23 protein-coding genes are annotated in these 24,007 nt (G+C 64.1%); 13 read left to right on the forward strand and 10 right to left on the reverse strand.

The features are described from left to right. The first annotated feature begins 342 nt into the window (after positions 1-342). A complete protein-coding gene (locus JGU72_RS13555) occupies positions 343-882 on the forward strand; it encodes a transglycosylase SLT domain-containing protein (RefSeq protein ID WP_233531928.1) in 540 nt (179 codons plus the stop codon). Between the two features lie 9 nt (positions 883-891). Here the strand turns inward: JGU72_RS13555 and JGU72_RS13560 are convergent, their stop codons facing one another. Further along, positions 892-2,328 carry an NCS2 family permease gene (locus JGU72_RS13560; RefSeq protein WP_199684398.1) on the reverse strand — a complete coding sequence of 479 codons (1,437 nt, stop codon included), beginning with the start codon at positions 2,326-2,328 and terminating at the stop codon, positions 892-894. 171 nt (positions 2,329-2,499) lie between these two features. On the opposite strand from JGU72_RS13560, the gene JGU72_RS13565 reads away from it, so the two are divergent. Beyond that, complete coding sequence (locus JGU72_RS13565; protein ID WP_233531931.1) at positions 2,500-3,048, forward strand: DUF6328 family protein; 549 nt, start codon at positions 2,500-2,502, stop codon at positions 3,046-3,048. A 145-nt stretch (positions 3,049-3,193) separates the two neighbouring features. Then, positions 3,194-3,973, forward strand: coding sequence for a glutamine amidotransferase (locus JGU72_RS13570; protein ID WP_199684399.1), 780 nt, complete (start codon positions 3,194-3,196; stop codon positions 3,971-3,973). On the opposite strand, the gene JGU72_RS13575 is transcribed toward JGU72_RS13570, so the two are convergent. Together JGU72_RS13575 and JGU72_RS13580 are read right to left on the reverse strand one after the other, a co-directional pair. Continuing rightward, complete coding sequence (locus tag JGU72_RS13575) at positions 3,955-4,773, reverse strand: SGNH/GDSL hydrolase family protein (RefSeq protein WP_199684400.1); 819 nt, start codon at positions 4,771-4,773, stop codon at positions 3,955-3,957. The genes JGU72_RS13570 and JGU72_RS13575 overlap by 19 nt on opposite strands. 80 nt (positions 4,774-4,853) lie before the next feature. Continuing rightward, on the reverse strand, positions 4,854-6,149 hold the full coding sequence (locus JGU72_RS13580; protein ID WP_199684401.1) for an alpha/beta hydrolase: 1,296 nt from the start codon (positions 6,147-6,149) through the stop codon (positions 4,854-4,856). A gap of 253 nt (positions 6,150-6,402) precedes the next feature. Between JGU72_RS13580 and JGU72_RS13585 the strand changes: the two genes are divergently transcribed. Together JGU72_RS13585 and JGU72_RS13590 are read left to right on the forward strand one after the other, a co-directional pair. Further along, on the forward strand, positions 6,403-7,527 hold the full coding sequence (locus JGU72_RS13585; protein ID WP_199684402.1) for a cation:proton antiporter: 1,125 nt from the start codon (positions 6,403-6,405) through the stop codon (positions 7,525-7,527). Between the two features lie 63 nt (positions 7,528-7,590). Beyond that, positions 7,591-7,806, forward strand: a complete 216-nt coding sequence (locus JGU72_RS13590) for a hypothetical protein (RefSeq protein ID WP_199684403.1) — start codon at positions 7,591-7,593, stop codon at positions 7,804-7,806. A gap of 21 nt (positions 7,807-7,827) precedes the next feature. Here the strand turns inward: JGU72_RS13590 and JGU72_RS13595 are convergent, their stop codons facing one another. Then, entirely contained in the window at positions 7,828-8,217 is a 390-nt protein-coding gene (locus JGU72_RS13595) for an STAS domain-containing protein (protein WP_199684404.1), read from the reverse strand. 128 nt (positions 8,218-8,345) lie between these two features. Here JGU72_RS13595 and JGU72_RS13600 point away from each other — a divergent pair, with 128 nt between their 5' ends. Continuing rightward, the gene (locus JGU72_RS13600; protein WP_307828429.1) at positions 8,346-8,735 is read left to right on the forward strand and encodes a MerR family transcriptional regulator; all 390 of its coding nucleotides are present in this window, start codon (positions 8,346-8,348) and stop codon (positions 8,733-8,735) included. A 19-nt stretch (positions 8,736-8,754) separates the two neighbouring features. Here JGU72_RS13600 and JGU72_RS13605 read toward each other — a convergent pair whose 3' ends face one another. Then, positions 8,755-10,002, reverse strand: a complete 1,248-nt coding sequence (locus JGU72_RS13605; RefSeq protein WP_233531938.1) for a serine hydrolase domain-containing protein — start codon at positions 10,000-10,002, stop codon at positions 8,755-8,757. A 154-nt stretch (positions 10,003-10,156) separates the two neighbouring features. Between JGU72_RS13605 and JGU72_RS13610 the strand changes: the two genes are divergently transcribed. Then, on the forward strand, positions 10,157-10,849 hold the full coding sequence (locus tag JGU72_RS13610) for an HAD family hydrolase (protein WP_199684405.1): 693 nt from the start codon (positions 10,157-10,159) through the stop codon (positions 10,847-10,849). 13 nt (positions 10,850-10,862) lie between these two features. Here the strand turns inward: JGU72_RS13610 and JGU72_RS13615 are convergent, their stop codons facing one another. The 3 genes from JGU72_RS13615 to JGU72_RS13625 all read right to left on the reverse strand — a co-directional run bounded on the left by JGU72_RS13615 (position 10,863) and on the right by JGU72_RS13625 (position 13,073). Beyond that, the gene (locus JGU72_RS13615; protein WP_199684406.1) at positions 10,863-11,909 is read right to left on the reverse strand and encodes a family 43 glycosylhydrolase; all 1,047 of its coding nucleotides are present in this window, start codon (positions 11,907-11,909) and stop codon (positions 10,863-10,865) included. A 172-nt stretch (positions 11,910-12,081) separates the two neighbouring features. Then, positions 12,082-12,336, reverse strand: a complete 255-nt coding sequence (locus JGU72_RS13620) for a hypothetical protein (RefSeq protein ID WP_199684407.1) — start codon at positions 12,334-12,336, stop codon at positions 12,082-12,084. Beyond that, positions 12,333-13,073 (reverse strand): FadR/GntR family transcriptional regulator, encoded by a 741-nt coding sequence (locus JGU72_RS13625; protein ID WP_199684408.1) that lies wholly within the window; start codon positions 13,071-13,073, stop codon positions 12,333-12,335. Before JGU72_RS13625 ends, JGU72_RS13620 begins: the two co-directional genes overlap by 4 nt. Before the next feature lie 170 nt (positions 13,074-13,243). Between JGU72_RS13625 and JGU72_RS13630 the strand changes: the two genes are divergently transcribed. Next, the gene (locus JGU72_RS13630; RefSeq protein WP_199684409.1) at positions 13,244-14,635 is read left to right on the forward strand and encodes a GntP family permease; all 1,392 of its coding nucleotides are present in this window, start codon (positions 13,244-13,246) and stop codon (positions 14,633-14,635) included. Positions 14,636-14,651: 16 nt separating this feature from the next. After that, positions 14,652-15,140 carry a gluconokinase gene (locus JGU72_RS13635; protein ID WP_199684410.1) on the forward strand — a complete coding sequence of 163 codons (489 nt, stop codon included), beginning with the start codon at positions 14,652-14,654 and terminating at the stop codon, positions 15,138-15,140. On the opposite strand, the gene JGU72_RS13640 is transcribed toward JGU72_RS13635, so the two are convergent. Beyond that, entirely contained in the window at positions 15,137-16,321 is a 1,185-nt protein-coding gene (locus JGU72_RS13640; RefSeq protein WP_199684411.1) for an ROK family protein, read from the reverse strand. The genes JGU72_RS13635 and JGU72_RS13640 overlap by 4 nt on opposite strands. Before the next feature lie 139 nt (positions 16,322-16,460). On the opposite strand from JGU72_RS13640, the gene zwf reads away from it, so the two are divergent. From zwf to glgX, 4 genes are read left to right on the forward strand one after another with little or no spacing between them, the layout of a single operon-like run. Next, on the forward strand, positions 16,461-17,939 hold the full coding sequence (gene zwf / locus JGU72_RS13645) for a glucose-6-phosphate dehydrogenase (protein ID WP_199684412.1): 1,479 nt from the start codon (positions 16,461-16,463) through the stop codon (positions 17,937-17,939). Further along, positions 17,936-19,768, forward strand: a complete 1,833-nt coding sequence (gene edd, locus JGU72_RS13650; protein ID WP_199684413.1) for a phosphogluconate dehydratase — start codon at positions 17,936-17,938, stop codon at positions 19,766-19,768. Before zwf ends, edd begins: the two co-directional genes overlap by 4 nt. After that, positions 19,768-20,388, forward strand: a complete 621-nt coding sequence (gene eda / locus JGU72_RS13655) for a bifunctional 4-hydroxy-2-oxoglutarate aldolase/2-dehydro-3-deoxy-phosphogluconate aldolase (protein ID WP_199684414.1) — start codon at positions 19,768-19,770, stop codon at positions 20,386-20,388. Before edd ends, eda begins: the two co-directional genes overlap by 1 nt. A 44-nt stretch (positions 20,389-20,432) precedes the next feature. After that, the gene (glgX, locus tag JGU72_RS13660; protein WP_307828430.1) at positions 20,433-22,556 is read left to right on the forward strand and encodes a glycogen debranching protein GlgX; all 2,124 of its coding nucleotides are present in this window, start codon (positions 20,433-20,435) and stop codon (positions 22,554-22,556) included. Here glgX and JGU72_RS13665 read toward each other — a convergent pair. Then, the gene (locus tag JGU72_RS13665; RefSeq protein ID WP_199684416.1) at positions 22,553-23,962 is read right to left on the reverse strand and encodes an amidase; all 1,410 of its coding nucleotides are present in this window, start codon (positions 23,960-23,962) and stop codon (positions 22,553-22,555) included. The two genes, glgX and JGU72_RS13665, sit on opposite strands and share 4 nt — an antisense overlap. Positions 23,963-24,007 lie beyond the last annotated feature (45 nt).

The raw sequence follows: 24,007 nt of genomic DNA on the forward strand, positions 1-24,007 counted from the left end.
ATGTCGGCCAGGTTTTGTTCACCTGCTGTTCATCTTCTGCGATCATTCTGTTATCTGAGCAGAACAGACCAAAACGTCAGCAAAGCGCGAGGAGTTGTTGCCCAGATGCGGATCTACCCGCATGGACAATTCTCGGGCGAGAGGAATTAGCCGTCGATCTTGTATCGACAGGTTTCCCGAGTTTGCGCCATGCCGACGCAGAAGCGAACGCGCTTCTTGATTGTTCATACAAACAACAGCACACAGCGCACCGGTTGAGCGGCTTCCGACCGCCCTCACTGTGATTGCGCGCTGTCTTGTGCTGGCCGATCACCGGCCGAATTGGTTAGGAATCCACAGCTCATGCCTGCTATCACCATGCCCCGTCGCTCCAAATCCGTCGTCACGATCGGTCAAGCCGCCGGCGCCGTAGCGCTCGCCCTGGCCGCGGTTGCCACCAGCACAACGACCGGTGGCGCGCGCACGATGGACGTCTCCCCTGTCGCACAGGTGTCGATCGTCGAGTCGACTCCGGCGCCTGTCGCATTGCCCGTTGCGATCGTGCCACCGGCACCTGTGTACGCGGACAACCTCGACGGCTGGATCCGGCAGGCAATGGACATCTTGCGCGCCCACAACATCCCGGCCAGCTACGACGCGATCATGCGCAACATCATGCGTGAGTCGACCGGAAACCCACGTGCCATCAACCTGTACGACTCGAACGCCGCCGCCGGCATCCCCTCGAAGGGTCTGCTGCAGGTCATCGACCCGACGTTCGCCGCCTACCACGTCGAGGGCACATCCACCGATATCTACGACCCGGTCGCCAACATCGTCGCAGCGTGCAACTACGCCGCCCACCGCTACGGCTCGATGGACAACGTCAACTCCGCGTACTGATTCACGCGCTCAAGCAAAGAGCCGTTCGATCGGCTCCTTCATGAAATAGAGCACGAACAGCGCTGACACCGCGTACAGCAGCGGGTGGACGGTCCGGAACCGCCCGCTGGCGACCGCGAGCGTCACATAGCTGATGAAGCCGAGGCCGATGCCGTTGGCGATCGAATACGTGAACGGCATTCCGACGATGGTGAGGAATGCCGGCATCGCGATCCGGAAGTCCGTGAAGTCGATGTGCCGCACCTGGCTGATCATGAGTCCGCCAACGACGACGAGCGCGGGCGCCGCCGCTTCGAGCGGCACGATTCGATACAGCGGTGTGAAGAACATCGCGACGAGAAACAGCGCGCCTGTCACGATGTTCGCCAGACCGGTTCGCGCGCCCTCGGCGATGCCCGCGGCTGATTCGACGAAGACCGTATTCGACGATGCCGAGCCCGCGCCACCGGCAACCGCTCCAGCGCCCTCGACGATGAGGGCTTTGCCGATCCCGGGCAGGTTCCCATCCTTGTCGGACAGACCTGCCTCTTTGCCGAGACCGGTCATCGTGCCCATCGCGTCGAAGAAGTTGCTCAGAACGAGCACGAACACGAAGATCGAGGCGCTCAAGACGCCGATCCGGGTGAATGCACCGAACAGGCTGACGTCGCCGACCAGAGAGAAGTCCGGAAGGCCGCCCGGGGAATCCGGCCAGGACGGAATGTTCAGACTCCAGCCGTCCGGGTCCACGCTGGCTGGACCGAGTTCGGCGACTCGCTGGACCAGAATGGCGAGCAGCGTCGTGACTACTATCCCGATCAGCAGCCCGCCCTTGACCTGACGGACTACGAGGATCGCCATCAGCAAGACTCCGAACGCAAACACCGCGACCGGCCACGATGCGATCGAGTTGTCGATCCCCAGCGTGACGGGGACCGTCGTCCCCGCCGCATCGGGAATCCGTTCGACGAACCCCGCGTCGACGAACCCGATGAACGCGATGAAACAGCCGATGCCCGCCGCGGTGGCCGCTTTGAGGTCGGCAGGTATCGCGTTGAAGACCGCGGTCCTGAATCCGGTCGCCGCGAGAACGACGATGATGATGCCGTCGATGACGACGAGGCCCATCGCTTCGGGCCAGGTCACCTCCGGAACGAGACTGACGGCGAGTAGCGAGTTGATTCCGAGTCCGGTGGCGAACGCGAACGGATACTTCGCGACGAACCCGAACACGATGCACATCACGCCCGCGACCAGTGCGGTGACAGCAGCGACCTGGTCGATCGGAAGCACATTCCCATCGACGTCCGCGTTGCGCGGATCGCCGACCACGCCGCCGATGATGATCGGATTCAGCACGACGATGTAGGCCATCGTCACGAATGTGACGATTCCACCCCGAATCTCACGGCCGACCGACGAGTCTCGCTCGCTGATCGCAAAGTAGCGGTCGACAACACCTTTCATCGAAGTTCCCCTCCCGCAGGCGAATCAGGCTCGACCGATCGAGACGTTACTCCCGCCGGCGCCGCCGCGCTGTCCGAAACCCCGCGTGCGTTTGCGGATCGGTTTGGGATTAGGAGTCGTCCTGCCGGGGCATTCGTACGGGATCGGCGACCGCTCGGAAGGACCGGATCGATGAGATCGAACAGACCCGCCACAGAAGACGACTGGAATTGGAAGGCACGTGGCGAAACGGACACCCAACGCCTCGACCGCCAGTGGAACGGCCTGCTGCAAGAGTTGCGCGTCCTTCAGACAGGCGTCCAGCTGCTCACCGGGTTCCTTCTGATTCTCCCGTTCCAGCCTCGGTTCGACCAGCTGACGAGCGGTATTCAGTATCTTTACCTCGCGACGGTCAGCGCCTCGATGGTGGCAACCGTTTTCATACTCGCGCCCGTCTCCAACCATCGCGTGCTGTTTCGGCAACGCAAACTGCGGCACCTCGTCGAGTCCGCACACCGCTTTGCGATCATCGGACTGTTCTTCCTGGGCCTGGCGCTGGTCGGCAGCGTGGTCTTGATTTTCGATGCCGTGCTCGGACCCGTGTCGGCAGTGATCGGTGCCGTCATCGCGGTTGTGTTGTTCGCCTACGTGTGGCTCGTAGCTCCGTGGTCGCATCGGGCGGACCCAGCGACCTTTGCAAAGATCGACCAGCCGACGGCGGCTGCCTCTCGCTCAACATGACGAGCGTGTCGGGGTGCACACCATCGGCCTGCATCGATCGTTTACTTGAAGCATCCGCCTGAATCGGGTTTGAAAGCATCGGGCCCGACGGGACCGAGCGCTCGGTAGTGTGCCCACTAGCCACCCTGACGAACAGGCTGAACCGTTGCAGACGAACCTCGAACACGCGCCCTTCCTGTTGCTGTCGATCCGTGCCGAAGACGAGGCGGCAGACGACGAGTACTACGCCGTTCTTCGCTTCGGGGGACTCGAGGAGAAGAGCCTTCATCGCCGTCGGCTCACTCATGAGGATCTGGGCCGGATCGATCTCGCAGACTGGTCGGGCATCATTCTTGGCGGTGGCCCCTACAACGTCAGCGACCCGCACGGTGAGAAGGATTCGACGCAGCTGCGGGTCGAACGAGAGCTGCTCGAGCTGATCGCGACCATCGTCGACGAAGACTTCCCGTTTCTCGGATGTTGTTACGGCGTAGGCACTCTCGGCACAGTCGTCGGGGCGACGATCGACCGGACCTACAGCGAACCGGTCGGCGCGGTAACTGTCACACTCACGCCGGACGGTCGCGGTGACCCGCTCTTCGCGGACCTCCCCGAGGTATTCGACGCGTACGGCGGGCACAAAGAGGCGGTGACGGCGTTGCCCGCGCATGCGGTAGGTCTCGCGTCGTCGCCGGACTGTCCGGTCCAGGCCTTCCGAGTCGGCGCAATCGCGTATGCGATGCAGTTTCACCCCGAGCTCGACGTCGACGGTCTGTCGACTCGCATCGACGTTTACAGCAACCACGGCTACTTCGCGCCCGAGACCGCGGAGGATCTGAAATCGGCTGCGCGCGAACGCGATGTGACGCACCCGCCCACCATCTTGCAACGCTTCGTGCAGCGGTACGCGCGGCCGATCGGGGGCGTTCAGGAAGTCGTTCCGTAGCCGGCGGCCGCGACCAGTGCCTCCGATATCTTCTGGTGCCCGGCCTGATTCGGGTGGTCCCCGTCGTCGGCCAGCAACGCCGTCGGGTCGTTCGCACCTTCCGCGCCTTTGAACGGCTCGAACAGGTCGACGTAAGTAGCGCCGAGCGCTGTGCTGACGGACTCGATGACTGAGTTCACCCGCCGCGTTACTGCCGCGCTGTCTTGCAAGAACTGTGCGCCGTACAACTCGTCGGCAACAGCGCCGTCGGTGAAGACGTTCCAATATCCCGTTACCAGAACATCCGAAAGCCGCTCGTCCCGCAGGTCACCGACCAGCGACAGTACCGTTCCCAGCCGCTCCCGCAGCCCCGCGAGTTCGTCGTCGAAGCACGCCAACGGCTCGGGTCCGCAGTCATCGGCGAGGTAGGACACGAGATCGGGATAGAAGTCGTTCGCTCCGATCGTGATCGTGAGCACGTCGGAACTGCGCACGGCTTCGGCGTCTGCGCTCGCCGGTGCCAGGGAGTCCAGAACATCTTGGCTCGTCCAACCGCTGACTCCCAGGTCGAGGACCTGCACGTGGGCCCCCTGCCTTTCCGCGATCTGTTGCCCGAAAAGTTCGACGAAAGACTCGCAGCCCGGACAATTGGCAGCGGCAGGGATCGAGTCGCCCAGCGCGGTCAGTGTCAGGCTCTGTGTGATCGGCGGTGGCACCGGAGCCGCGTCCTTCACCGGCGCTGTGCTCGTGCAACCCGCGGCTGCACCCGCAAGCGCAAGCAGCACCGTAGTCGACGCTACGAAGCGGGGGCTCTGTCGCACGCGGGCAGCTCCATGTCGGGGTGGATCGGTTGGGATCGATCGTACTTTCGCGAGGTTTCGAGCGGATTGCGCCGACGTCGTCACGACGGCGACGGCGGATGCACTTGCGAGACCAGCCACGGCAGCGCGTCGGAGAATGCCCGGGCGGCAAATTGCCAGGTGTGGCCACTGGCGACGGTGTGCACCGTGCAGCCGATGTCCACGGCGACGGCCGCGGCGCAGAGATCGCGGGCCGCACCGTTCTCGTCTGGATCGTTGCCGTAGCGGCCGCCGCGGCCTGGCCCGGCGCTGGTGTCCTCGAACCAGCCGGAAACACCTGAGTACGGGCCATGCTCGGCCATGACCGTCACCGGGTCGTACGCGTGCCACTGTGCGATGTCGCCGCCGTAGAGCCGGTCGACGGTCTGCTGTTCGGTACCCGCGATCGGTCTGCGGTCCCCCGCGATATCTTCGAACGTGCTGAAGAGATCCGGGTGCATGACGACGAGGTCCACAGCGCACGTTCCGCCCATCGACCACCCGACAATCCCCCAGTTCGCAGGATCGGGCGCTGCGTTGTAGTTCGAAACCACATACGGGCGTACATCTTCGGTCAGATGGTCGGCCGCATTGCCGCGCGGTCCGTCGACACATTCGGTGTCGGTATTGAAACTGCCGCTCGCATCGACGAAGACGAAGATCGGCGCTTCGCCGTTGTGCGCCTGGGCATATTCGTCGATGACCGGTACAGCATTTCCGCTGCGCATCCAGTCCGCCGCCGTGTTGAACTCGCCGGCGATCATCATCAGCACCGGCAGCCGGGGCGGGCTGGAACCGGCGAACCAGGCAGGCGGCAAGTAGACGTACTCGCTTCGATGCTTGAATCCGCTTGCGTCGTCGGGGATATCGACCTCGACGAGCTTGCCGGTGGTCTGCACGGTGTCGCGGAGCCCGGGGAGTTCGTCGGCATCGACCTGATCGGGCAGTGGTCCAGCGGTCACCGCGTTCCACGCCGTCTGCACCGTCGGGAAGTAACCGACCCACTGATTCAATGCGACCAACGCACAGAGGAAAGCCATCGGCAGCGCAATCACCGACACAACGCGCCGCCACCAGCGGGCACTCGTCCAGCCCGCCAACGCTACCGCTAGCGCGCCGACGAAGACGGCCAGCCAGATCCACACGGCCGGGGGCGCGGGATCCGACGCGAGACCTTCGTCGTTCATGTAGGCCCTCGCCGCCAGGGATCCCGCAGTGCCCACCACGACGCAGGCCGGCAACCACACGAATCGCCATCGGCGGGTTCGCCAGCCGATGGCCCACATCAGCACGAGCAGAGTCAGAATCCGCAGCGACATAGGGAACCAACCGCGTAGCAGCGATATCCCGTGGCTCATTCCGTCGACGATGGCCGTTACAGGTTGCGACCGCCTGACACGGGGCTGTGAGGCGGCTGTCAGTTTCAGAGGTCCGTGAAGCGCCCGATCGCGACGAACAGCGCGAGTGCGATAGTCATGATTCATCTAGCCTCGCCGGCGCTCGGCAGCGACGAAGATCCAAGTCGATTCGACGACATGAAGAGGAGTCCGCGGTGCCCGAGGTCCACGTCGACGAAAACACCGCCGTACCGACGAAGATCGTGGCACGGAGGTGACCTTCTCCACCCTTGCGCTGATCGCGGTCATCGGTATCGCCGGTCCCGTACTCGCAGCGCGCAGACAGTGGCACGTGCCTGTAGTTCTCGGCGAGTTGCTGGCCGGGATCGTCTTTGGTGCAACCGGTTTCGGTCTGCTCGACGCGTCGCAGCCCACCTTCGAGTTCCTCGCCGACGTCGGCTTCGCGTTGACGATGTTTGTCGCCGGTACCCACGTACCCGTGCGAGATCCCGCCGTCCGGTCTGCCCTGGGCAAAGGCGCCCTGCGGGCGATCGTGGTCGGCGCCCTCGCGAGCATCCTCGGTGTAGCACTCGCGCAGGCCTTCGATACGGGACACGCGGCGCTCTATGCGGTGCTGATGGCATCGTCTTCGGCAGCATTGGTCTTGCCGATCGTCGATTCGCTCGGTCTGCGGGGCACGTCCGTGCTCGATATGACCGCTCAAGTCGCCATCGCCGATACGGCCTGCATCGTCGCCCTCCCCGTCGTGATCGATTCAGCCAACGCCGGTAGAGCCGCGATCGGCGCCGTAGTTGTGTCGGCATGCGCGATAGCGCTGTTCTTCGGTCTGCGGCAGCTGGAGAATTCGGGCTTGCGGCGCAGAGTGCACGACCTGTCCGAGGACAGGAAGTTCGCCATCGAGCTACGCGTCAGCCTGGCCGTGCTCTTCGCCCTGGCCGCACTTGCGACGAGCACTCACGTGTCGGTCATGTTGGCGGGCTTCTCCTTTGGGCTGGCGGTGGCCGCCGTCGGCGAACCGAGACGCGTCGCGAAGCAGCTGTTCGCACTCAATGACGGGTTCCTCGGCCCACTCTTCTTCGTGTGGCTTGGGGCACGTATCGACCTGCGCGAGTTGGGCGATCATCCCGCGTTCATCGCGCTGGGCTTCGCCCTCGGCGCCGGTGCCGTGCTGGTCCATCTCGCCGCCAGGGCGCTCGGGCAGCCGATGCGACTCGGCGCGCTCGCCGCCTCGCAACTCGGCGTGCCGATCGCCGCGGTCACAATAGGCACCGGTCTCCAGATCCTCGAGCCCGGCGAGCCGTCGGCGTTGATTCTCGGCGCGCTCGTCACCATTGCGGTTGCCGCTGTCGGCGGCGCGGTCGCAGCCAGGCGCGGGTGAACTCTGCGCGAACATCGCGCCGAGCATTGGCTCTACGCCCTGCGGGGTGTGCACGATGGAGGTGTGTCCACCAGCGAGCCGTTCCTGCCGATCAAGAATGCCCATGCCGACGCGATCGACGCCGCAGACCCAGGTTTGGGCGCACCCGGCACGATAATCCCGCCAGAGCGAGACGAAGCGGAGTTGAGCGCTGCCGAGCAGGCCTTCGAAGAGCGCATGGACCAGGAACGCGAGCGCGAGCCGCTGTTCCGGCCACCGGTTCCGAAGCAGCACGACTGATACTCGGCTGAACTGCCCTACTCAGCGAGCAAGCGCCTTCACGGCCTGAGCGAGATCCGGGTGCACGCCGATGACGCCGGCAACGTCCGTCAGCGTCAATGGGCGCAAAGTTGTTGGGCTGTCTGCGATTATCGTGAACCGGACCGCGGAGGCCGCGGCCTCGCGATGCGCGACGATCAGGGCCGTAAGCCCTGCCGAGGCCAAGAAAGTCACGCGCCGCAAATCGACGATGACTCCGCGGGGCCCGGCCCCGACGGCCGAGAGCACAGCTTCGGTGAATCGCGGAGCGGTGAGCATGTCCAGTTCGCCACTGGCAGTGAGCTTCACCAGCCGATCGTCCAGATTCTCGATCATGATCGGGAGTTCATTCTGGCCTGAAACCGTGCCGTCGAACGACGGGTCATCCAACATCTCAGTCACCTCGCATAGGTCGAAGGAATCCATGCCTTGCAGATAACCTCAGTCATTTGGTGTAGATTTTGTATCACCGTGGTAGCTTGTTTGCAAGTGGGAAATCGCAACGCGCCCGGAGGCAGCCTGTGACAGACGATTCGTCGATCGACCCCACCGGCTCTGCCGTGCCGAACGATCGTGGTGTGTACGGAATAACGGTTGCCGCGGAACTGAGTGGCGTCGCTGTGCAGAGCCTGCGACTCTATGAGCAGCGCGGCCTACTCATGCCGAGCAGGACCGAGGGCGGGACGCGTAGATACAGCGCGGCAGACTTGCATCGGCTGCGCCGCATAACCGAGCTTCTGAGCGATGGAGTGAACCTCGCAGGCGTCGCAAAGATTCTGGAACTGGAGGATGACAACTCCAAGTTGGCTTCCGACATCACACAACTCGTCGACGACAATAAGCGCCTCGACACCGACAACGTGAGGATGCGCACCGATCCAGCGGACGCGCGGGACGACGCGCCCAGCTGAACGCTGCTGCTGACCGCCGTCACGGGCCTTCGAGCGCCAGTCCAGCGTAGATCTCGTTGAGCGCCACGGGCAGCAATCCCTGCGCGGTGGTTTTGCCCTCGGGCGACAAGGTCAGATTGGTCCAAATCACGAGGGTGACGTCGTTGTCGCGGTCATAACCCATGAACGAGTTGAACCCGGGCAGTTCGCCGCCGTGGTAGTACATCGAGGCATTCGGCGCGAAACGCTGGTATGTGATGCCGTAGCCGTAACTCTGCCCCTCCGGTTTCTCCGGGTCTTCCAATTGCACGCTGTCGAGCCACTGTTGGCGGTAATCGGCGTCGAATACGTCGCCCGAAGCCAGGGCCTTGATCCACATGGCGAGGTTGCCCGCTGTCGAGATGGCACCACCGGCTGCCGTTGCGTACGACGCGTTCTGGTTCGTGTAGTCGATCGGCTGCAAGGTTCCCGCCTTTGCGGCCGCTTCGATCTCGGGCGGGTACGGCACGTCGAGCAACGCATATGTGGAGCCGCCGTACATGTAGCCGTGCGAGTACGGCTGCGGCATCGAGGTGTCGCCGACCGCCGGAATCGATGTTTGCTGCAGTCCGAGCGGCGTGTACAGCCGGTCCTGGATCTGGTCGCGCAGCGGGCGCTCGCCGACCTTCTCCGCGACGAGACCGAGCAACGCGTAGTTGGTGTTGCTGTACTCGTAGTCGGCATCGGGCGCGAAGTTCGGCGGCCGCTCGAACGCGAACGCGAGCACCTCTTGCGGCGTCCAGGCCTTCGCCGGGTCGGCGTCCATCACTTCGGCCAACTCGGGGGCGTTGGTGTAGCCGTAGAGTCCGCTGCGCATCTTCAGCAAGTCGGCAATCGTGATGTTCGTGCCGTTCGGAACGTCTGGGACATAGGCAGATACGGGATCGTCGAACTTCAGTTTGCCGTCCTGTGCGAGGAGCACGATCAGGGCAGCAGTCATGGTCTTGGTGTTGGATGCGATCCGGAAATGGGTATCCGTCGTCGGCGGTACCTGCTCCCCCAACTGCGTTGTTCCGACGATTGCTTCGAACTCGCCCTGCGGAGTGCGGAGCAGAACCACAGCACCGGGGACCCCCAGCTTCTTGGCAGCATCCTCGATCGCGGTCTGGAAAGCCGCCGGATCGATCGAATTCAGCGCAGCTGAGCCGGCACTGGATTCCCGGTCGGACGAGCAGGCCACGCCGAACAGCGCGAGGCAGCACGTGACCGCGACGTACACGGACCTCTGCATCGCACCGGATACGCCCATCCCGCACCACCGCCTTGACACAGGTCCGCGTGCAGCGCAGACGCGCCGCATCACCGGTCGTTATGCTTTCGTAATCTAAGCTTCCCCGCACCCGTTGTCCAGCAGCAATATTCGGACCCGTTTGCCGACGTGGCGTGGGGGTATTCACCGAAGCGTGAGCAATCAAAACGACGCAGTTCTGTTCGACATCGACGGCACCCTCGTCGACTCGAACTACCTGCACACGGTCACCTGGTCGCGGGCCTTTGCCGAAGTCGGCCATGCCGTCGATTCCTGGCGCATCCATCGCGCGATCGGCATGGACGGCTCGATGCTCGTCGAGCAATTGCTGCCGGGCGCGAAAGAGGAAGCGAGACAACGCGCAAAGGATCTGCACAGCCGCTATTACAAAGAATCAGCACCCGCACTGCGGGCGCTGTCCGGCACGCGTGAACTGTTGCAGGAGATTGCGTCTCGCCACCTCCAGGTCGTACTCGCCACATCCGCTCCCGAAGACGAACTCGCGATTTTGCGCGACGTGCTGGGCGTCGACGAGATCATCTCGGCAGTGACATCGGACGACGACGTCGAAACCGCGAAGCCGAGACCGGACATTGTCCAAGTCGCACTGGAGAAGTCGGGCGTATCCGCCCACAATGCGGTATTCGTCGGCGATACCGAGTGGGATGCGAAGGCGTGCGTGCACGCCGGGGTTCCGTTCGTAGGTGTGTTGACGGGCGGAATCGCCTCGTGCGAACTGCAGCAAGCAGGCGTCCTCGCGATCTACGACGACCCGGCAGACATGCTGGAGCATCTCGACGAGGGACCGATCGGGCGACTGGGACGCGCCACTTCTCGGGACTCATAGCGGGAAGGGATTGTCACTGCACCGAGACGACCAGGTTCTCTTCCGAAAGCGCGTCTTCGTCGGGTTGGTCGACGTCGGGGACCTCGTCGCTGGTCGAACTCGGTGAGCCGTCCCCGACCTCGGGCCAGCCGTTCGCCCATTCGATCTTGTCGATGAAGCCCTCGCGGCGCTGCACTCCACTGTCCAGATACAGATCATTGCGTGGTGTGGCGTGGTAGACGATCCAGTCGTCTCCAGCATCGTCGGTGGCGATCGCGTTGTGCCCGGGTCCGGCGTACTTGTCGTCGCCCGCGAGGATGAGTGCGCCTCCACCCTCGTTGAGATCTTGACCTTTGCGGTCGAGGTACGGACCGGTCAGCTTGGCAGAACGGCCGACGAGTACGCGGTATGCCGTGTTTTCGGCGCGGCAGCAGTTGCCGGCCGACACGAACAGGTAGTAGAACCCGCCGTGTTGCTTCACGTATGCGGCTTCGAAGCGTTTGTCCGCGACTTGGACCGGGTCACCGGCCGGTTCTGTGCCGGCCGAGTTGAGCGGAATCGCGAAGATACCCTTGAAATTGCCGACGAAGATCGTCTTCGAATTGCCATTGCTCCAGACGTACGGATCGATCGTGCCGCCGACCCCGACATCGCTGGCGCAGAACACTTCCCGGCCGAGATCGGTCCAGGGCCCGGTGGGAGTCGGCGCGGTTGCGTATCCGATGCAGGGGTCCGACACACCGCCGACGGAGTAGTAGAGGTTGTACTTGCCGTTCGCGCTGTGCACATCGGGCGCCCAGAGTCCCGCGCCGTCGGGCACCCAACTCGGACGGTCGTCGAAGACCGTGCCCGCTTCGGACCATTCGACGAGGTCGGTCGATTCGAAGATTGCCATCTCGCGAACCCCGTTGCCGTCACCCCAGTCGTCCGCGGTTGTGTACATGTAGTACTTGCCGTCGTCTGCCCGGACCACGCTCGGGTCGGCCGCGACCGGTTCGACCACCGGCTCGGCATCGGCAGTCGGACTCGCCACTGCCATGCCCAATACGGTCAGCGCCGCAGCAACCCCCGTTGCCCGCATGCAACCACACCCTCTCGCCTGTGGGTCGCGCGGGAGAACCCGTCACAACTGCGACCAATGGGGTCAATGGTGCCGGTGATACTGATGTTCTCGACCACCAACGATGCGAATGACGCTCAACCGAAACAGTGTCGTGACCGCTCGGCGGCGTGTCGGACGCCCGGCAGCGGGCCTAGACGTCCTGCAGCAAAGTCAGAACTTGTGGCTCGGACAGGTGGTCGATCGATTCTCCGTCGGGCTTGACCACCGTGAAGTTGTGCTCGGTGACAACAAGAAGCACTTCTTGTTCGCCCGGGTCCAGCACGGCTGCGACGGACTCATCGGGTCGCACACGGATGCCCTTCGGCTCACCGAGCGAGTTCAACTCGGCGACCTTATCCAGCGGGACCAGGCCCAAGTCAGTGGTTTCGCCCAAGTTAGTGGTCACGTCGGGGTGCTACCCACACTTTCCTGATGTGAAACATCGGCGATTGCGGCAGCCGATTCGCTCACGATTGCGAGCATCGCCTCCTCGGCGGCGATGCTGTCCCGAGCCTGAATCGACGACGCAACGACGCCGTGGAGTCGAATCGCCTCCGGTTCGGCAACGTGCGGCATCAAAGCGTGCCGGGTCCGGCCGGCAAGAACCTCCACCACGATGTCGGCCATGCCGCGCAGCAACGGGTTGCCTGACGCCTCGAGCAACGTCCGATGAAAGTCGGCATCGTGCGCGAGATATGCGTCGCCGTCGGCCGCTCGAGCGGTTGCCGACATACCCATGACAGCGGCGGTCAGTGCACCGCATTGCGTCGGCGTCGCACGATTCGCCGCGAGTCGCGCGGCGAGCGGCTCGATCCCCGACCGCAACTCGCTCAGTGCGCGCAGCTGCTCGTAGCGACCAGGCCCAGCGAGTTGCCAACGAATAATGCTCGGGTCCAACGGATTCCACGATTCGTGGGATTGGACTGTGATACCGACCCGCCGCCGGACCGCCACGAGTCCCATCGACTCGAGCACACGCACGACTTCGCGTACAACAGTCCGGGACATGCCGTACTGGACCACCATCTCGTCGGCGAGAATCCGCGTTCCGGCCGGAATGCGGCCGGACACGATGTCTGACCCCAACCGGTCCACCAGCGTGGTGTGCAGCTGCTGAAACCCCTCGGCGTCGTCGGCTTTCATTCTGCAATCCTCCCACCTACCGGATCAAACGTATGGCACGTGTCACAATTTCCAGAATACGTAGTATTAATCACGATTACCTCTTGAAATTACCATACTTATCCGGCACAGTGATGTTCGTCATAGCGCACCGACGACGTCGGGCCCGAGCCAATCCCAAAGGCCATCCAATGAACCACTTAGACGTTCTCGCCGCGAGTAGCGGCACACACGACGCCCGGTTGATCCTCGCTGCACTGGGTGGCGTCGCGGTCATCATCCTGCTGATCACCTGGCTGAAGGTGCACCCCTTCCTCGCGCTGGCGATCGGCGCGATCGGAGTCGGAATCGGCGCGGGCCTAGGCGCCTCGTCGTCTGTCGAAAGCTTCAGCAAGGGCTTCGGATCGACCATGGGGGGCGTCGGCATCCTCATCGGATTCGGTGCGATGTTCGGCAAGTTGCTCGCCGATTCCGGTGGCGCCGATCGAATCGTCGACACCCTCGTCGGGCGGTCCAGCGCAGCGATGCTGCCGTGGACGATGGCCCTGGTCGGCGCGGTGATCGGTCTACCGATGTTCTTCGAGATCGGCCTCGTGCTGCTGATGCCGGTGATCATTCTCGTCGCCCGGCGCTCCGGGCTGCCGCTGATCAGCATTGCCATTCCGACCCTGGCCGGCCTATCGGTTATGCATGGCCTTGTTCCACCACATCCGGGTCCGCTCGTCGCGGTCGCCGCACTCGACGCCAACCTCGGTCTCACACTCGGACTCGGCGTACTCGTCGCGATCCCGACCGTCATCATCTCGGGCCCACTGTTCAGCAAGTTGGCAGTTCGCTGGGTCAATGTTCCGGTGCCTGCGCTCTTCATGACCGACGAGGACGTCGACGGTTTCGAGGAGAAGCCCGAGCGCCCTCGTCCGTCGTTCGCAGCTGCCCTTGTCAGCGTCCTCGTACCGGTCATTCTCATGCTGGGCAAGGCAATTGCCGAGGTCGTCGCGCCGGATTCCGAAAACTGGGTCAAGCTTGTCATCGACTTCCTCGGAACACCGGTTATCGCACTCGGGTTGGCAGTCATCGTCGGCGTCTTCCTGCTGGGCAGGGGCGGACAGATGGATCGCTCGGCCATCGCCAAATCGCTCGAGACGTCGCTGCCGCCCATCGCCGGCATTCTGCTGATCGTCGGCGCCGGTGGCGGCTTCAAGCAGGTCCTTGTCGATACCGGAATCGGCACCGTCATTGCCGACGCGATCGAAGGAAGCAAGCTTTCGGTCCTGCTGCTCGCGTGGATCGTCGCGGCACTGATCCGCGTCGCAACCGGCTCCGCCACTGTTGCAACCGTGACCGCATCCGGCATCCTCGCACCCGTCGCCGCAGACCTGACGAGTTCGCATGTGTCCCTGATGGTCCTGGCGATCGGCGCCGGATCCCTGTTCCTCTCACACGTCAACGACGCCGGGTTCTGGCTGGTCAAGGAGTACCTTGGCACCACCGTCGGGCAGAACCTCAAGACGTGGACCGTCATGGAATGCGTCATCTCCGTCACAGGACTTGCGGGTGTACTCGCGCTGAGCGTGGTGATCTGACGTGATACTCGTAGTGATGGGTGTCTCTGGCTGCGGAAAGTCAACGGTGGCAGGAATATTGGCCGGCCAACTCGGGTGGGACCTGCTCGAAGGTGATGACCTCCACCCCGCCTCGAATGTTGCCAAGATGGCGTCCGGCCGGCCACTGACCGACGAGGACCGTTGGCCATGGCTCGAGCGGATCGCCGAGTGGATGCGCGAGCACACGGCAGCGGGCAAGTCGGGAATCGTCACCTGCTCCGCTCTCAAGCGCAGCTACCGCGACGTGATGCGAACCGACGACGTCGTTTTCGTTCATCTGGACGGTTCACGCCAGGAGATCGGCGATCGGCTGACGATGCGGCTCGACCACTTCATGCCACCCACGCTGCTCAACGATCAGATCGCCACTCTCGAACCACCTGGCGACGACGAGCAGAAGCTGACAGTCGGAATCGGCCGTCCCCCGGGCGAGGAGGTCGCCGAAATCATCCAGCGGCTGGGGCTGACCCCGACCGAACACTAACCGAGTGTGGCGTCCACCGCACGGGCACTCAAAACGTGGTCGAGAATCATTGCCGCGCTGCCGATTACGCCGGACTCCTCACCGTAGGTCGACGGCCGGATCTCGAGTTCCCTGGTGACCAGTGCGGTGGCATTACCGTAGACGGTTTCCCGAAGGCCTGCGACGAATGTGTCGTAGGCCTTCGACATGTCTCCACCGACAACCAGGACCTCGGGGTTGAGCAGATTGACCGCTCCGGCAAGTACTTCACCGATCTGGCGGCCGCTCTCCCTGACCAGACGAAGTGCCTCGGGATCGCCGGTTGCGGCAAGGTCGACAACGGCCCTGATGTGGCCGACGGCTCGGCCCTGCTGCTGCAGGTTCCGCACCAGCGCCCAGCCGCCGGCAATCGCCTCCAAGCAACCGGTGTCGCCGCACCGGCACGAAACCCCCACTGCCGCAGGTGTCTTCGTGTGGCCGAACTCCCCCGCAGCGCCGAGCGCACCGCGTTGCAGCACGCCACCGGCCACTATCCCCGCACCGAGGCCGGTCGAAGCCTTGATCAGAAGAACGTTCTCGAAATGCTCGCGGTGTTCGCGGCGCTCCGAGAGCACGATGACGTTGGCATCGTTGTCGAGCAGTACTGGCGCGCCTGTGAGCGCTGCGAAGTACGGCGCCAACGGGATTGCGTCCCAGCCGCTCATGATCGGCGAACTGAGGCTGCAGCCACGCGCCCGGTCGGCAGTTCCCGGAATGCTCAGCCCGACACCCATGACCTCGTTGCGACCACGGCCCAAATCGTCGAGCAGAACCTCGAGCCGCTTGACGACGTCGGGCATCAGGTCGTCGGGTCCGATGCCGATCTCTTGGTCGACGTCGGCCATCGCGAGTACGTCACCCGCAAGGTTGCACACACCGAGCCGTGTCCGGCTTCGGCCGAGGGCCGCGGACAGGACGACACCGGCGTCGGCGTTGAAGGTCAGCCGCGCGGGCGGCCGTCCGCCGGTGGACGACCCTTCTTCGCGCTCGAGTACAAGTCCGCGTGCGTGCAGCGCAGCAACCCGGGCGGCAACTGCCGTACGGGAGAGACCGGTAATCCGGCCGACCTCGCTTCGAGTCGTGGCTGCACCGTCGCGGATCAGCACAAACACCTCGCCGGCGGTCGCGGTCGGCGCAGAGAAGGACAGACGCATACACGTCATTCAACCAACAAGCTATAAGTCGGGCAACAACGTAAGCGCAGCATCTTTGTCCTTCTAAATACCTAAGTTGGGTTGCACACGCGCCTAAGTCTCGCCTAGGCTGCTACTCGACAGACTTCACATCACGTGAGGAGGCACCATGTCGACCGCGAAACCCGTGGAACCTTTCGATTTCGTCGTTTTCGGCGGAACAGGCGATCTGGCCGTTCGCAAACTCCTACCAGCCCTCTATCTCCGCGAGCACGACGGCGAACTCCCTGCCGAATCGCGCATCATCGCCGCGTCGCGAGCAGGCCTCGACGTTTCGGGATACCGCGACAAAGTGCGCGGCGAGCTCGGCCGATTCGTTCCAGAAAACACTCTCGACGAGGCCACCCTCGACCGCTTCTTGGCCCGACTCGAGTATGCGAGCATCGATTTCGCCAACGGAAACGATTGGGCCGCACTGACGACACTGCTGGCCGACCGGACGAACAAGACCCGCGTCTTCTACCTCGCTTGCGCACCAAAGCTTTTCGGTCCGATCTGTGCGGAACTCGCCGCGAACGACCTCGTCGACGACGACTCCCGCGTGGTCCTCGAAAAGCCGATCGGTCACGACCTCGAATCGGCGCGGGCCATCAACGACGCCGTCGGTGCGGTCTTCGAAGAGGCGCAGATCTTCCGAATCGATCACTACCTGGGCAAGGAAAGCGTTCAGAACCTGCTCGTGACGCGGTTTGCAAACACGTTCCTCGAGCCGCTCTGGAACTCGAGCTGGATCGATCACATCCAGATCACCGTTTCCGAGTCGCTCGGCGTCGGCGCCCGTGGCGACTACTACGACACGTCCGGGGCACTGCGCGACATGCTGCAGAACCACCTGCTCCAAGTGCTCTGCCTCGTCGCGATGGAACCGCCGACCTACGTCGACAAGGAAACGGTTCGCGACGAGAAGCTCAAGGTGCTCCTGGCCCTGAAGCCGATGACGCCCAAAGACGTGAAGCGCAATACTGTTGCGGGCCAATATGTTCCCGGCCTCGCGGACGGCGTCGCAGTCCCCGGCTACAAGGACGAGGCAGACAACCCCGACAGCCGGACGGAGACTTTTGCCGCAGTCAAGGCCGAGGTGCGAAATTGGCGTTGGGCCGGCGTGCCGTTCTACCTCCGAACCGGCAAGCGGATGGAACGGCGCCTTTCCGAGATAGTCGTCCAGTTCAAACCCGTTCCGCACCCGATGTTTCCGGACAGCGAAGGCGCCGCGGAGCCGAACAAGCTCGTTATTCAGTTGCAGCCCAACGAGGGCATGCGACTGCACATGACGGCCAAGCAGCCCGGACCCGGCGGCGTGCGGTTGCGCCCGGTCTCGCTGGATCTCAGTTACACCGAGGCCTTCTCGCGGCCATCGCCGGATGCCTACGAACGCCTGCTCATGGACGTCGTTCGCGGCAATCCGACACTTTTCATGCGCCGCGACGAGGTCGAAGCGGCATGGGCGTGGGTGGAGCCGATTCTGTTGGGCTGGAAGCAGTCCGAACAAGGCCCGCGGCGCTACCCGGCAGGCACGAACGGTCCCACCGATGCGACCACACTCATCGAGCGCGACGGCCGTACCTGGCACGAAGGAGCACCAGCATGACCTACACACATCCGGTCCTGGCGGAAGTCACCGACCGCATCATCGCGGCGAGCGAACCACAGCGTACGAAGTACCTGAAGCGCATTCGACTGGCGGGCGACCGCGGTCCCGCCCGCGGGCGCCTGGCCTGCGCAAACCTCGCCCACGGCTTTGCCGCATCCGGCAAGGCCGACAAGCAGGCACTGCGCGGCATGGTCAAGCCGAACATCGCGATCGTGTCGGCGTACAACGACATGCTTTCGGCGCACAAACCGTTCGAAACGTTTCCCGCGCGATTGAAGCAGGCCGTCATCGAAGCGGGCGGGATCGCCCAGTTCGCCGGTGGCGTCCCGGCCATGTGCGACGGCATCACGCAGGGCCGCGAAGGTATGGAGTTGTCGTTGTTCAGCCGCGATGTCATTGCCATGTCGACGGCAATCGCGTTGTCTCACGACATGTTCGACGGCGCGCTCATGCTCGGTGTGTGCGACAAGATCGTTCCGGGCCTGCTGATCGGGGCACTCGGGTTCGGCCATTTGCCGACCGTCTTCGTGCCGGCCGGTCCGATGACCTCGGGGCTGTCCAACGGCGAGAAGGCAAAGGCGCGCCAGTTGTACGCGGAAGGCAAGGTCGGCCGCGATGCGTTGCTCGAGGCCGAAGCCGCGTCCTACCACAGCAGCGGCACGTGCACGTTCTTCGGCACAGCCAACTCCAATCAGTTGCTGATGGAGGTGATGGGCCTGCATCTACCGGGATCGAGTTTCGTCAATCCCGGCACGCCGCTTCGCGATGCACTCACCTCCGAGGCCGGGCGCCGCGTCACCGGCCTGACCGCACTGGGCGAGAACTACACACCGGTCGGCGAGCTGGTCGACGAGCGCGCGATCGTCAACGGCTGCGTTGCTCTGCTCGCTGTAGGCGGTTCGACGAACCACACGATGCATCTGGTCGCCATCGCGCGTGCTGCGGGAATCACGTTGACCTGGAACGACATCTCGCAACTCAGCTCGGTTGTGCCGTTGCTCGCCCGGATCTACCCGAACGGCAGTGCCGACGTGAATCACTTCCATGCCGCCGGCGGTCTCGGTGTCGTCATCGGGTCGCTCCTGGATGCGGGCCTATTGCACGAGGACGTACACACAGTGGCCGGTCGCGGTCTGCGCCGCTATATCCAGGAGCCCAAGCTGGACGGCGACGGCGTCCTCTGGCACGACGGGACGAACATCAGCCACGACACGACCGTGCTGCGCGGGTTCGACGATCCGTTCGACGTCGACGGCGGCCTGAAAACCCTTGCGGGCAATCTCGGTTCGTGCGTGATCAAGACGTCCGCGGTGAAGCAAGAACATCGCACTGTTACCGCTCCTGCCGTCGTGTTCGACGATCAGGCAGACTTCCTCTCTGCCTTCGCCGACGGCGAACTCGACGGCGATCTGGTGGCCGTGCTGCGTTACCAGGGCCCCAGGGCAATCGGCATGCCCGAGCTCCACAAGCTCTCTCCCGCACTCGGTGTCCTGCAAGATCGTGGTCACCGCGTTGCGCTGGTCACGGACGGCAGAATGTCCGGTGCATCCGGAAAGGTCCCGGCGGCAATCCATCTCACGCCCGAGGCCGCCTCCGGTGGACCACTCGCCCGGGTGCGCAACGGTGACAGCATCACCGTCGACGCAATCGCGGGGACCCTGACTGTCCACGTTCCGGACGCCGAGTTCGCCGCCCGCACACCGACCGGGAGAGCCCCGGACCCGGACGAGTGGGTGGGCACCGGCCGCGAGCTGTTCGCCGGCATGCGCGCCGTTGTCGGACCGGCCGATCAGGGTGCGAGTGCCATCTCCGCATGGGTCGCGTGATGACGATGCCCGAATCGCTTATCGATCGCGTCCCTGTCGTCCCCGTTGTCGTCGTCGACCGCGTCGAAGACGCGGTACCCATAGCCCGCGCGCTGGTGGACGGGGGCATACCGGTCATCGAACTCACCTTGCGTACGCCGGTCGCGCTAGACGCCATCGAGCGGATCGCGACCGAAGTCCCCGAGATCTTCGTCGGTGCGGGCACGATCGTTTCTCCGCAGCAGGCCAAGGAAGCGGCAGCGGCAGGCGCACAGTTCTTGGTGTCGCCGGGTAGCACGCCGAGCCTGCTGCGGGCGATGACCGACACCGGGTTGCCGCATCTGCCCGGCGTTGCAACGGTTTCCGAGGTCCTCGGTCTGCTGGAGGCCGGCTACACGGAGATGAAGTTCTTCCCGGCCGAGGCGGCGGGCGGCGCACAGTTCCTCGGCTCCATCCACAGTCCGGTGCAGGCGGCCCGCTTCTGCCCGACCGGTGGCATCTCACCCGCGAACGCGGCCGAGTATTTGGCGCTGCCGAACGTGGGATGCGTCGGCGGTTCGTGGATTACGCCACCGGCCGCCGTCGTCGCCCGGGACTGGACGCGAATCGCCATGCTCGCCGCTGCTGCGTCGGCGTTCTGATTCGCAGGGTTTCCCCACGGGCCGGGTTGGGTAAGGTTCGGGACGTGAGCGAAGTTGTGTGGCCCGGTTATGCCTATCCGCTCGGCGCCACCTACGACGGGTCAGGCACCAACTTCGCATTGTTCAGCGAGGTCGCCGAACGAGTGGAGCTGTGCCTGTTCGACGAGTCCGGTGCCGAGACGAGACTCGTGCTGCCCGAAATGGACGGTTTCGTGTGGCACGGCTTTCTGCCCGATATCCAGCCCGGTCAGCGGTACGGCTACCGGGTGCACGGGCCCTACGACCCAGCGAACGGGCAGCGCTGTAATCCGAACAAGTTGCTCGCCGACCCGTACGCAAAGGCGATCGACGGCCACTTCGACTGGGATCAGTCCCTTTTCAGCTACAACTTCGGCGATCCAGACAGCCGCAACGACGACGACTCCGCGGCGAGCATGCCGAAATCGGTTGTCATCAATCCATACTTCGATTGGGGCGTCGATCGGCCGCCGCGCCGCACTTACGCCGATACCGTCATCTACGAGGCCCACGTGAAGGGTCTGACGCAGACCCATCCCGATATTCCCGAGCGAATCCGGGGCACGTATGCAGGAATCGCACACCCCGTCGTCATCGAGCATCTCCAGTATCTCGGCATCACCGCCATCGAACTGATGCCGGTGCACCATTTTGCGAACGACTCCACCCTCATCGAGAAGGGGCTCTCGAACTACTGGGGATACAACACGATCGGCTTCTTCGCTCCGGATCCGAAGTACACGGCGAGCACGAGCCCGGGCGGCCAGGTGCAAGAGTTCAAGACGATGGTCCGGGCTCTGCACGAGGCAGGCATCGAAGTCATCCTCGACGTGGTCTACAACCACACCGCGGAGGGCAATCACCTCGGTCCGACGCTGTCGATGCGCGGCATCGACAACGCGGCGTATTACCGGACCGTCGACGACGACCGGCGCTACTACATGGACTACACGGGCACCGGAAACAGCCTCAACGTCGGCCATCCACACACGCTGCAGCTCATCATGGACTCGCTGCGGTACTGGGTCACCGAGATGCACGTCGACGGCTTCCGTTTCGACCTCGCATCCACGCTTGCCCGCGAGTTCTACGACGTCGACCGGTTGTCGACGTTCTTCGAGCTCGTCCAGCAGGATCCCATCGTCAGCCAGGTCAAGCTCATCGCCGAACCCTGGGACGTCGGTCCCGGCGGGTACCAGGTCGGCAACTTTCCACCGCAGTGGACGGAATGGAACGGCAAGTACCGTGACACGGTCCGTGACTTCTGGCGCGGTGAACCGTCGAGCCTCGGCGAGTTCGCGTCGCGGCTCACCGGATCTGCCGATCTGTACGAACGCACCGGGCGCCGGCCGTTCGCGTCGATCAACTTCGTCACCGCGCACGATGGATTCACGTTGCGGGACTTGGTGTCCTACAACGAGAAGCAGAACGAGGCGAACGGCGAGGACAACAACGACGGCGAGAACCACAACCGCTCGTGGAACTGCGGAATCGAAGGACCTACCGACGACGCGGAAATCAATGCGTTGCGCGCCCGGCAGCAACGCAATTTCATTGCCACGACGCTGCTTTCCGAAGGCGTGCCGATGCTGTGTCACGGCGACGAGCTCGGTCGTACGCAAGGTGGCAACAACAACGCGTTCTGTCAGGACAACGAGATCGCCTGGATCGACTGGGCGAATGCGGACACCGCACTCATCGAGTTCACTCGTGCCACATCGGAATTGCGGGCGCAGCACCCCGTCTTTCGGCGCAGGCGCTTCTTCGACGGTCTACCGGTCCGGCACCGCGACGCCGAGAACCGTCCCGACATCGCATGGTTCACCCCCGCCGGTGAGGAGATGACCGACGCGGACTGGGAGTCCGGGTTCGGTCGGTCGGTGTTGGTGTATCTCAACGGTCTGGGCATCCCGGACAGCGACGCGCGCGGTGAACGGGTGGTCGACGACTCGTTCGTGTTGTGCTTCAACGCTTCCGACGAGACGCTCGACTTCGCGATGCCGCCTGCCGAGTTCGCCGAGGCCTGGACCGTGGTGCTGACCACCGATACCGACTCCCCCGACCCCGAGGCCGGCTATGCGGCGGGCGAACAGGCGAAAGTGGGTCCACGCACGCTTGTCGTTCTCCAGCAGACCCCCGTGGGTTCCTAAACAACAGGGCGCTTCTGCCACCATTGCGTCGCGTCCTGAAATGCCTTGGCGGCATTGAGGACCCGGAAGTCAGCATGCCGCGGCCCCACGATCTGCAGGCCGACCGGTAAGCCCGCGGCCGTGAACCCGCACGGAACAGTCACGGCCGGTTGCTGGGTCAGGTTGAACGGGTAGGTGAACGGGGTCCAACTTGTCCACCGCTTGCCAGGTCCGTCGGCAGGGGCCTCCACACCGGCTTCGAAGGCAACGATCGGCATCGTCGGTGTGACCAGTAGGTCGTATCGGTCGTGGAACGCGCCCATCCGCACGCCGAGGTTCATCCGTTGAGCCGTTGCCTCCAGGTAGTCCAGAGCGCTGTAGTTGCGACCCTGTTCGCACACCTCGGCGAGGCCTGGATCGAGCAGCTCCCGTTGCTCCGCGGTCAGGTGGTCCGTCGCCTTCGCCGCGCCCGCGAACCAGAGGCACTCGAAAGCCCATACCGGATCGTCGAATCCGGGATCGACTTCCTCGACGATCGCACCGATGTCCGCCAGCACGGTGACGGCGGTGTCGACGACGCGGGCAACTTCGGGATCGACGTCCACGTGGCCGAGATCGCGGCTGTACCCGACCCGCAGTCCTGCGATCGGGGCGTCGATCGATGCGCTGGCTCGCGCTGACGCGACCGCGAGCGCCGACCAGTCGCGGTGGTCGGCGCCGCTGATCACGTCGAGCAGCAGGGCATTGTCTTCGACCGTGCGAGTGATCGGCCCGACGTGCGCCAACGTTCCGAACGGGCTGGACGGATACAGCGGGACGGTGCCGTAGGTGGCCTTGAACCCGACCACACCGCAAAAGCTTCCGGGAATCCGGACGGACCCGCCGCCGTCGGTACCGAGTGCGAGGGGACCCATCCCGGCGGCTACCGCGGCCGCGGCGCCGCCCGACGACCCACCGCTGGTCCGATCCGTCGCCCACGGGTTGCGTGTGACACCGCACAGCGGGCTGTCGGTGACGCCTTTCCAGCCGAGTTCCGGAGTGGTCGTTTTGCCGATCAGCACGGCGCCGGACTCACGGACCCGAGCAACAGACGGCGCGTCGACCGCCCATTCCTGTTCGGGATCGACGGTGCGCGAGCCGCGCAAGGTCGGCCAGCCGTCGGTCAACAGGAGGTCCTTGATCGAGACCGGAACGCCGTCGATGGGGCCCAGCGGTTGCCCGTTTCGCCAGCGAGTTTCAGATCTCCGAGATTCGGCTAGCGCGGAAGCCGAATCCAGCACACAATAGGCGTTGACGGCGTCGTCTAGGGATTGCACTCGGTCCAGGGCGGCCGTGGCTACATCGACAGGCGAAACCTCTCGCTTGCGATATGCGGCGACTAGGTCGGTTGCAGTCCAATCGGCTAGGTCGGTCGGTCGTGTAGTCACGGATCCCCTTCCCGGGCGAAGTCGGCAGTACCCCACAACCCAACT

Origin of the sequence: Antrihabitans auranticaus, assembly GCF_016481275.1 — a bacterium.
GTDB lineage: Bacteria > Actinomycetota > Actinomycetes > Mycobacteriales > Mycobacteriaceae > Antrihabitans.

Bases quoted from the DNA above. Each gene is read 5' to 3' on its own strand.
- JGU72_RS13555 (WP_233531928.1), top strand. From the start codon at position 343: ATGCCTGCTATCACCATGCCCCGTCGCTCCAAATCCGTCGTCACGATC.
- JGU72_RS13560 (WP_199684398.1), bottom strand. From the start codon at position 2,328: ATGAAAGGTGTTGTCGACCGCTACTTTGCGATCAGCGAGCGAGACTCG.
- JGU72_RS13565 (WP_233531931.1), top strand. From the start codon at position 2,500: ATGAGATCGAACAGACCCGCCACAGAAGACGACTGGAATTGGAAGGCA.
- JGU72_RS13580 (WP_199684401.1), bottom strand. From the start codon at position 6,149: ATGAGCCACGGGATATCGCTGCTACGCGGTTGGTTCCCTATGTCGCTG.
- JGU72_RS13595 (WP_199684404.1), bottom strand. From the start codon at position 8,217: ATGTTGGATGACCCGTCGTTCGACGGCACGGTTTCAGGCCAGAATGAA.
- JGU72_RS13605 (WP_233531938.1), bottom strand. From the start codon at position 10,002: ATGGGCGTATCCGGTGCGATGCAGAGGTCCGTGTACGTCGCGGTCACG.
- JGU72_RS13615 (WP_199684406.1), bottom strand. From the start codon at position 11,909: ATGCGGGCAACGGGGGTTGCTGCGGCGCTGACCGTATTGGGCATGGCA.
- JGU72_RS13625 (WP_199684408.1), bottom strand. From the start codon at position 13,073: ATGAAAGCCGACGACGCCGAGGGGTTTCAGCAGCTGCACACCACGCTG.
- JGU72_RS13630 (WP_199684409.1), top strand. From the start codon at position 13,244: ATGAACCACTTAGACGTTCTCGCCGCGAGTAGCGGCACACACGACGCC.
- JGU72_RS13635 (WP_199684410.1), top strand. From the start codon at position 14,652: ATGGGTGTCTCTGGCTGCGGAAAGTCAACGGTGGCAGGAATATTGGCC.
- JGU72_RS13640 (WP_199684411.1), bottom strand. From the start codon at position 16,321: ATGACGTGTATGCGTCTGTCCTTCTCTGCGCCGACCGCGACCGCCGGC.
- zwf (WP_199684412.1), top strand. From the start codon at position 16,461: ATGTCGACCGCGAAACCCGTGGAACCTTTCGATTTCGTCGTTTTCGGC.
- edd (WP_199684413.1), top strand. From the start codon at position 17,936: ATGACCTACACACATCCGGTCCTGGCGGAAGTCACCGACCGCATCATC.
- eda (WP_199684414.1), top strand. From the start codon at position 19,768: ATGACGATGCCCGAATCGCTTATCGATCGCGTCCCTGTCGTCCCCGTT.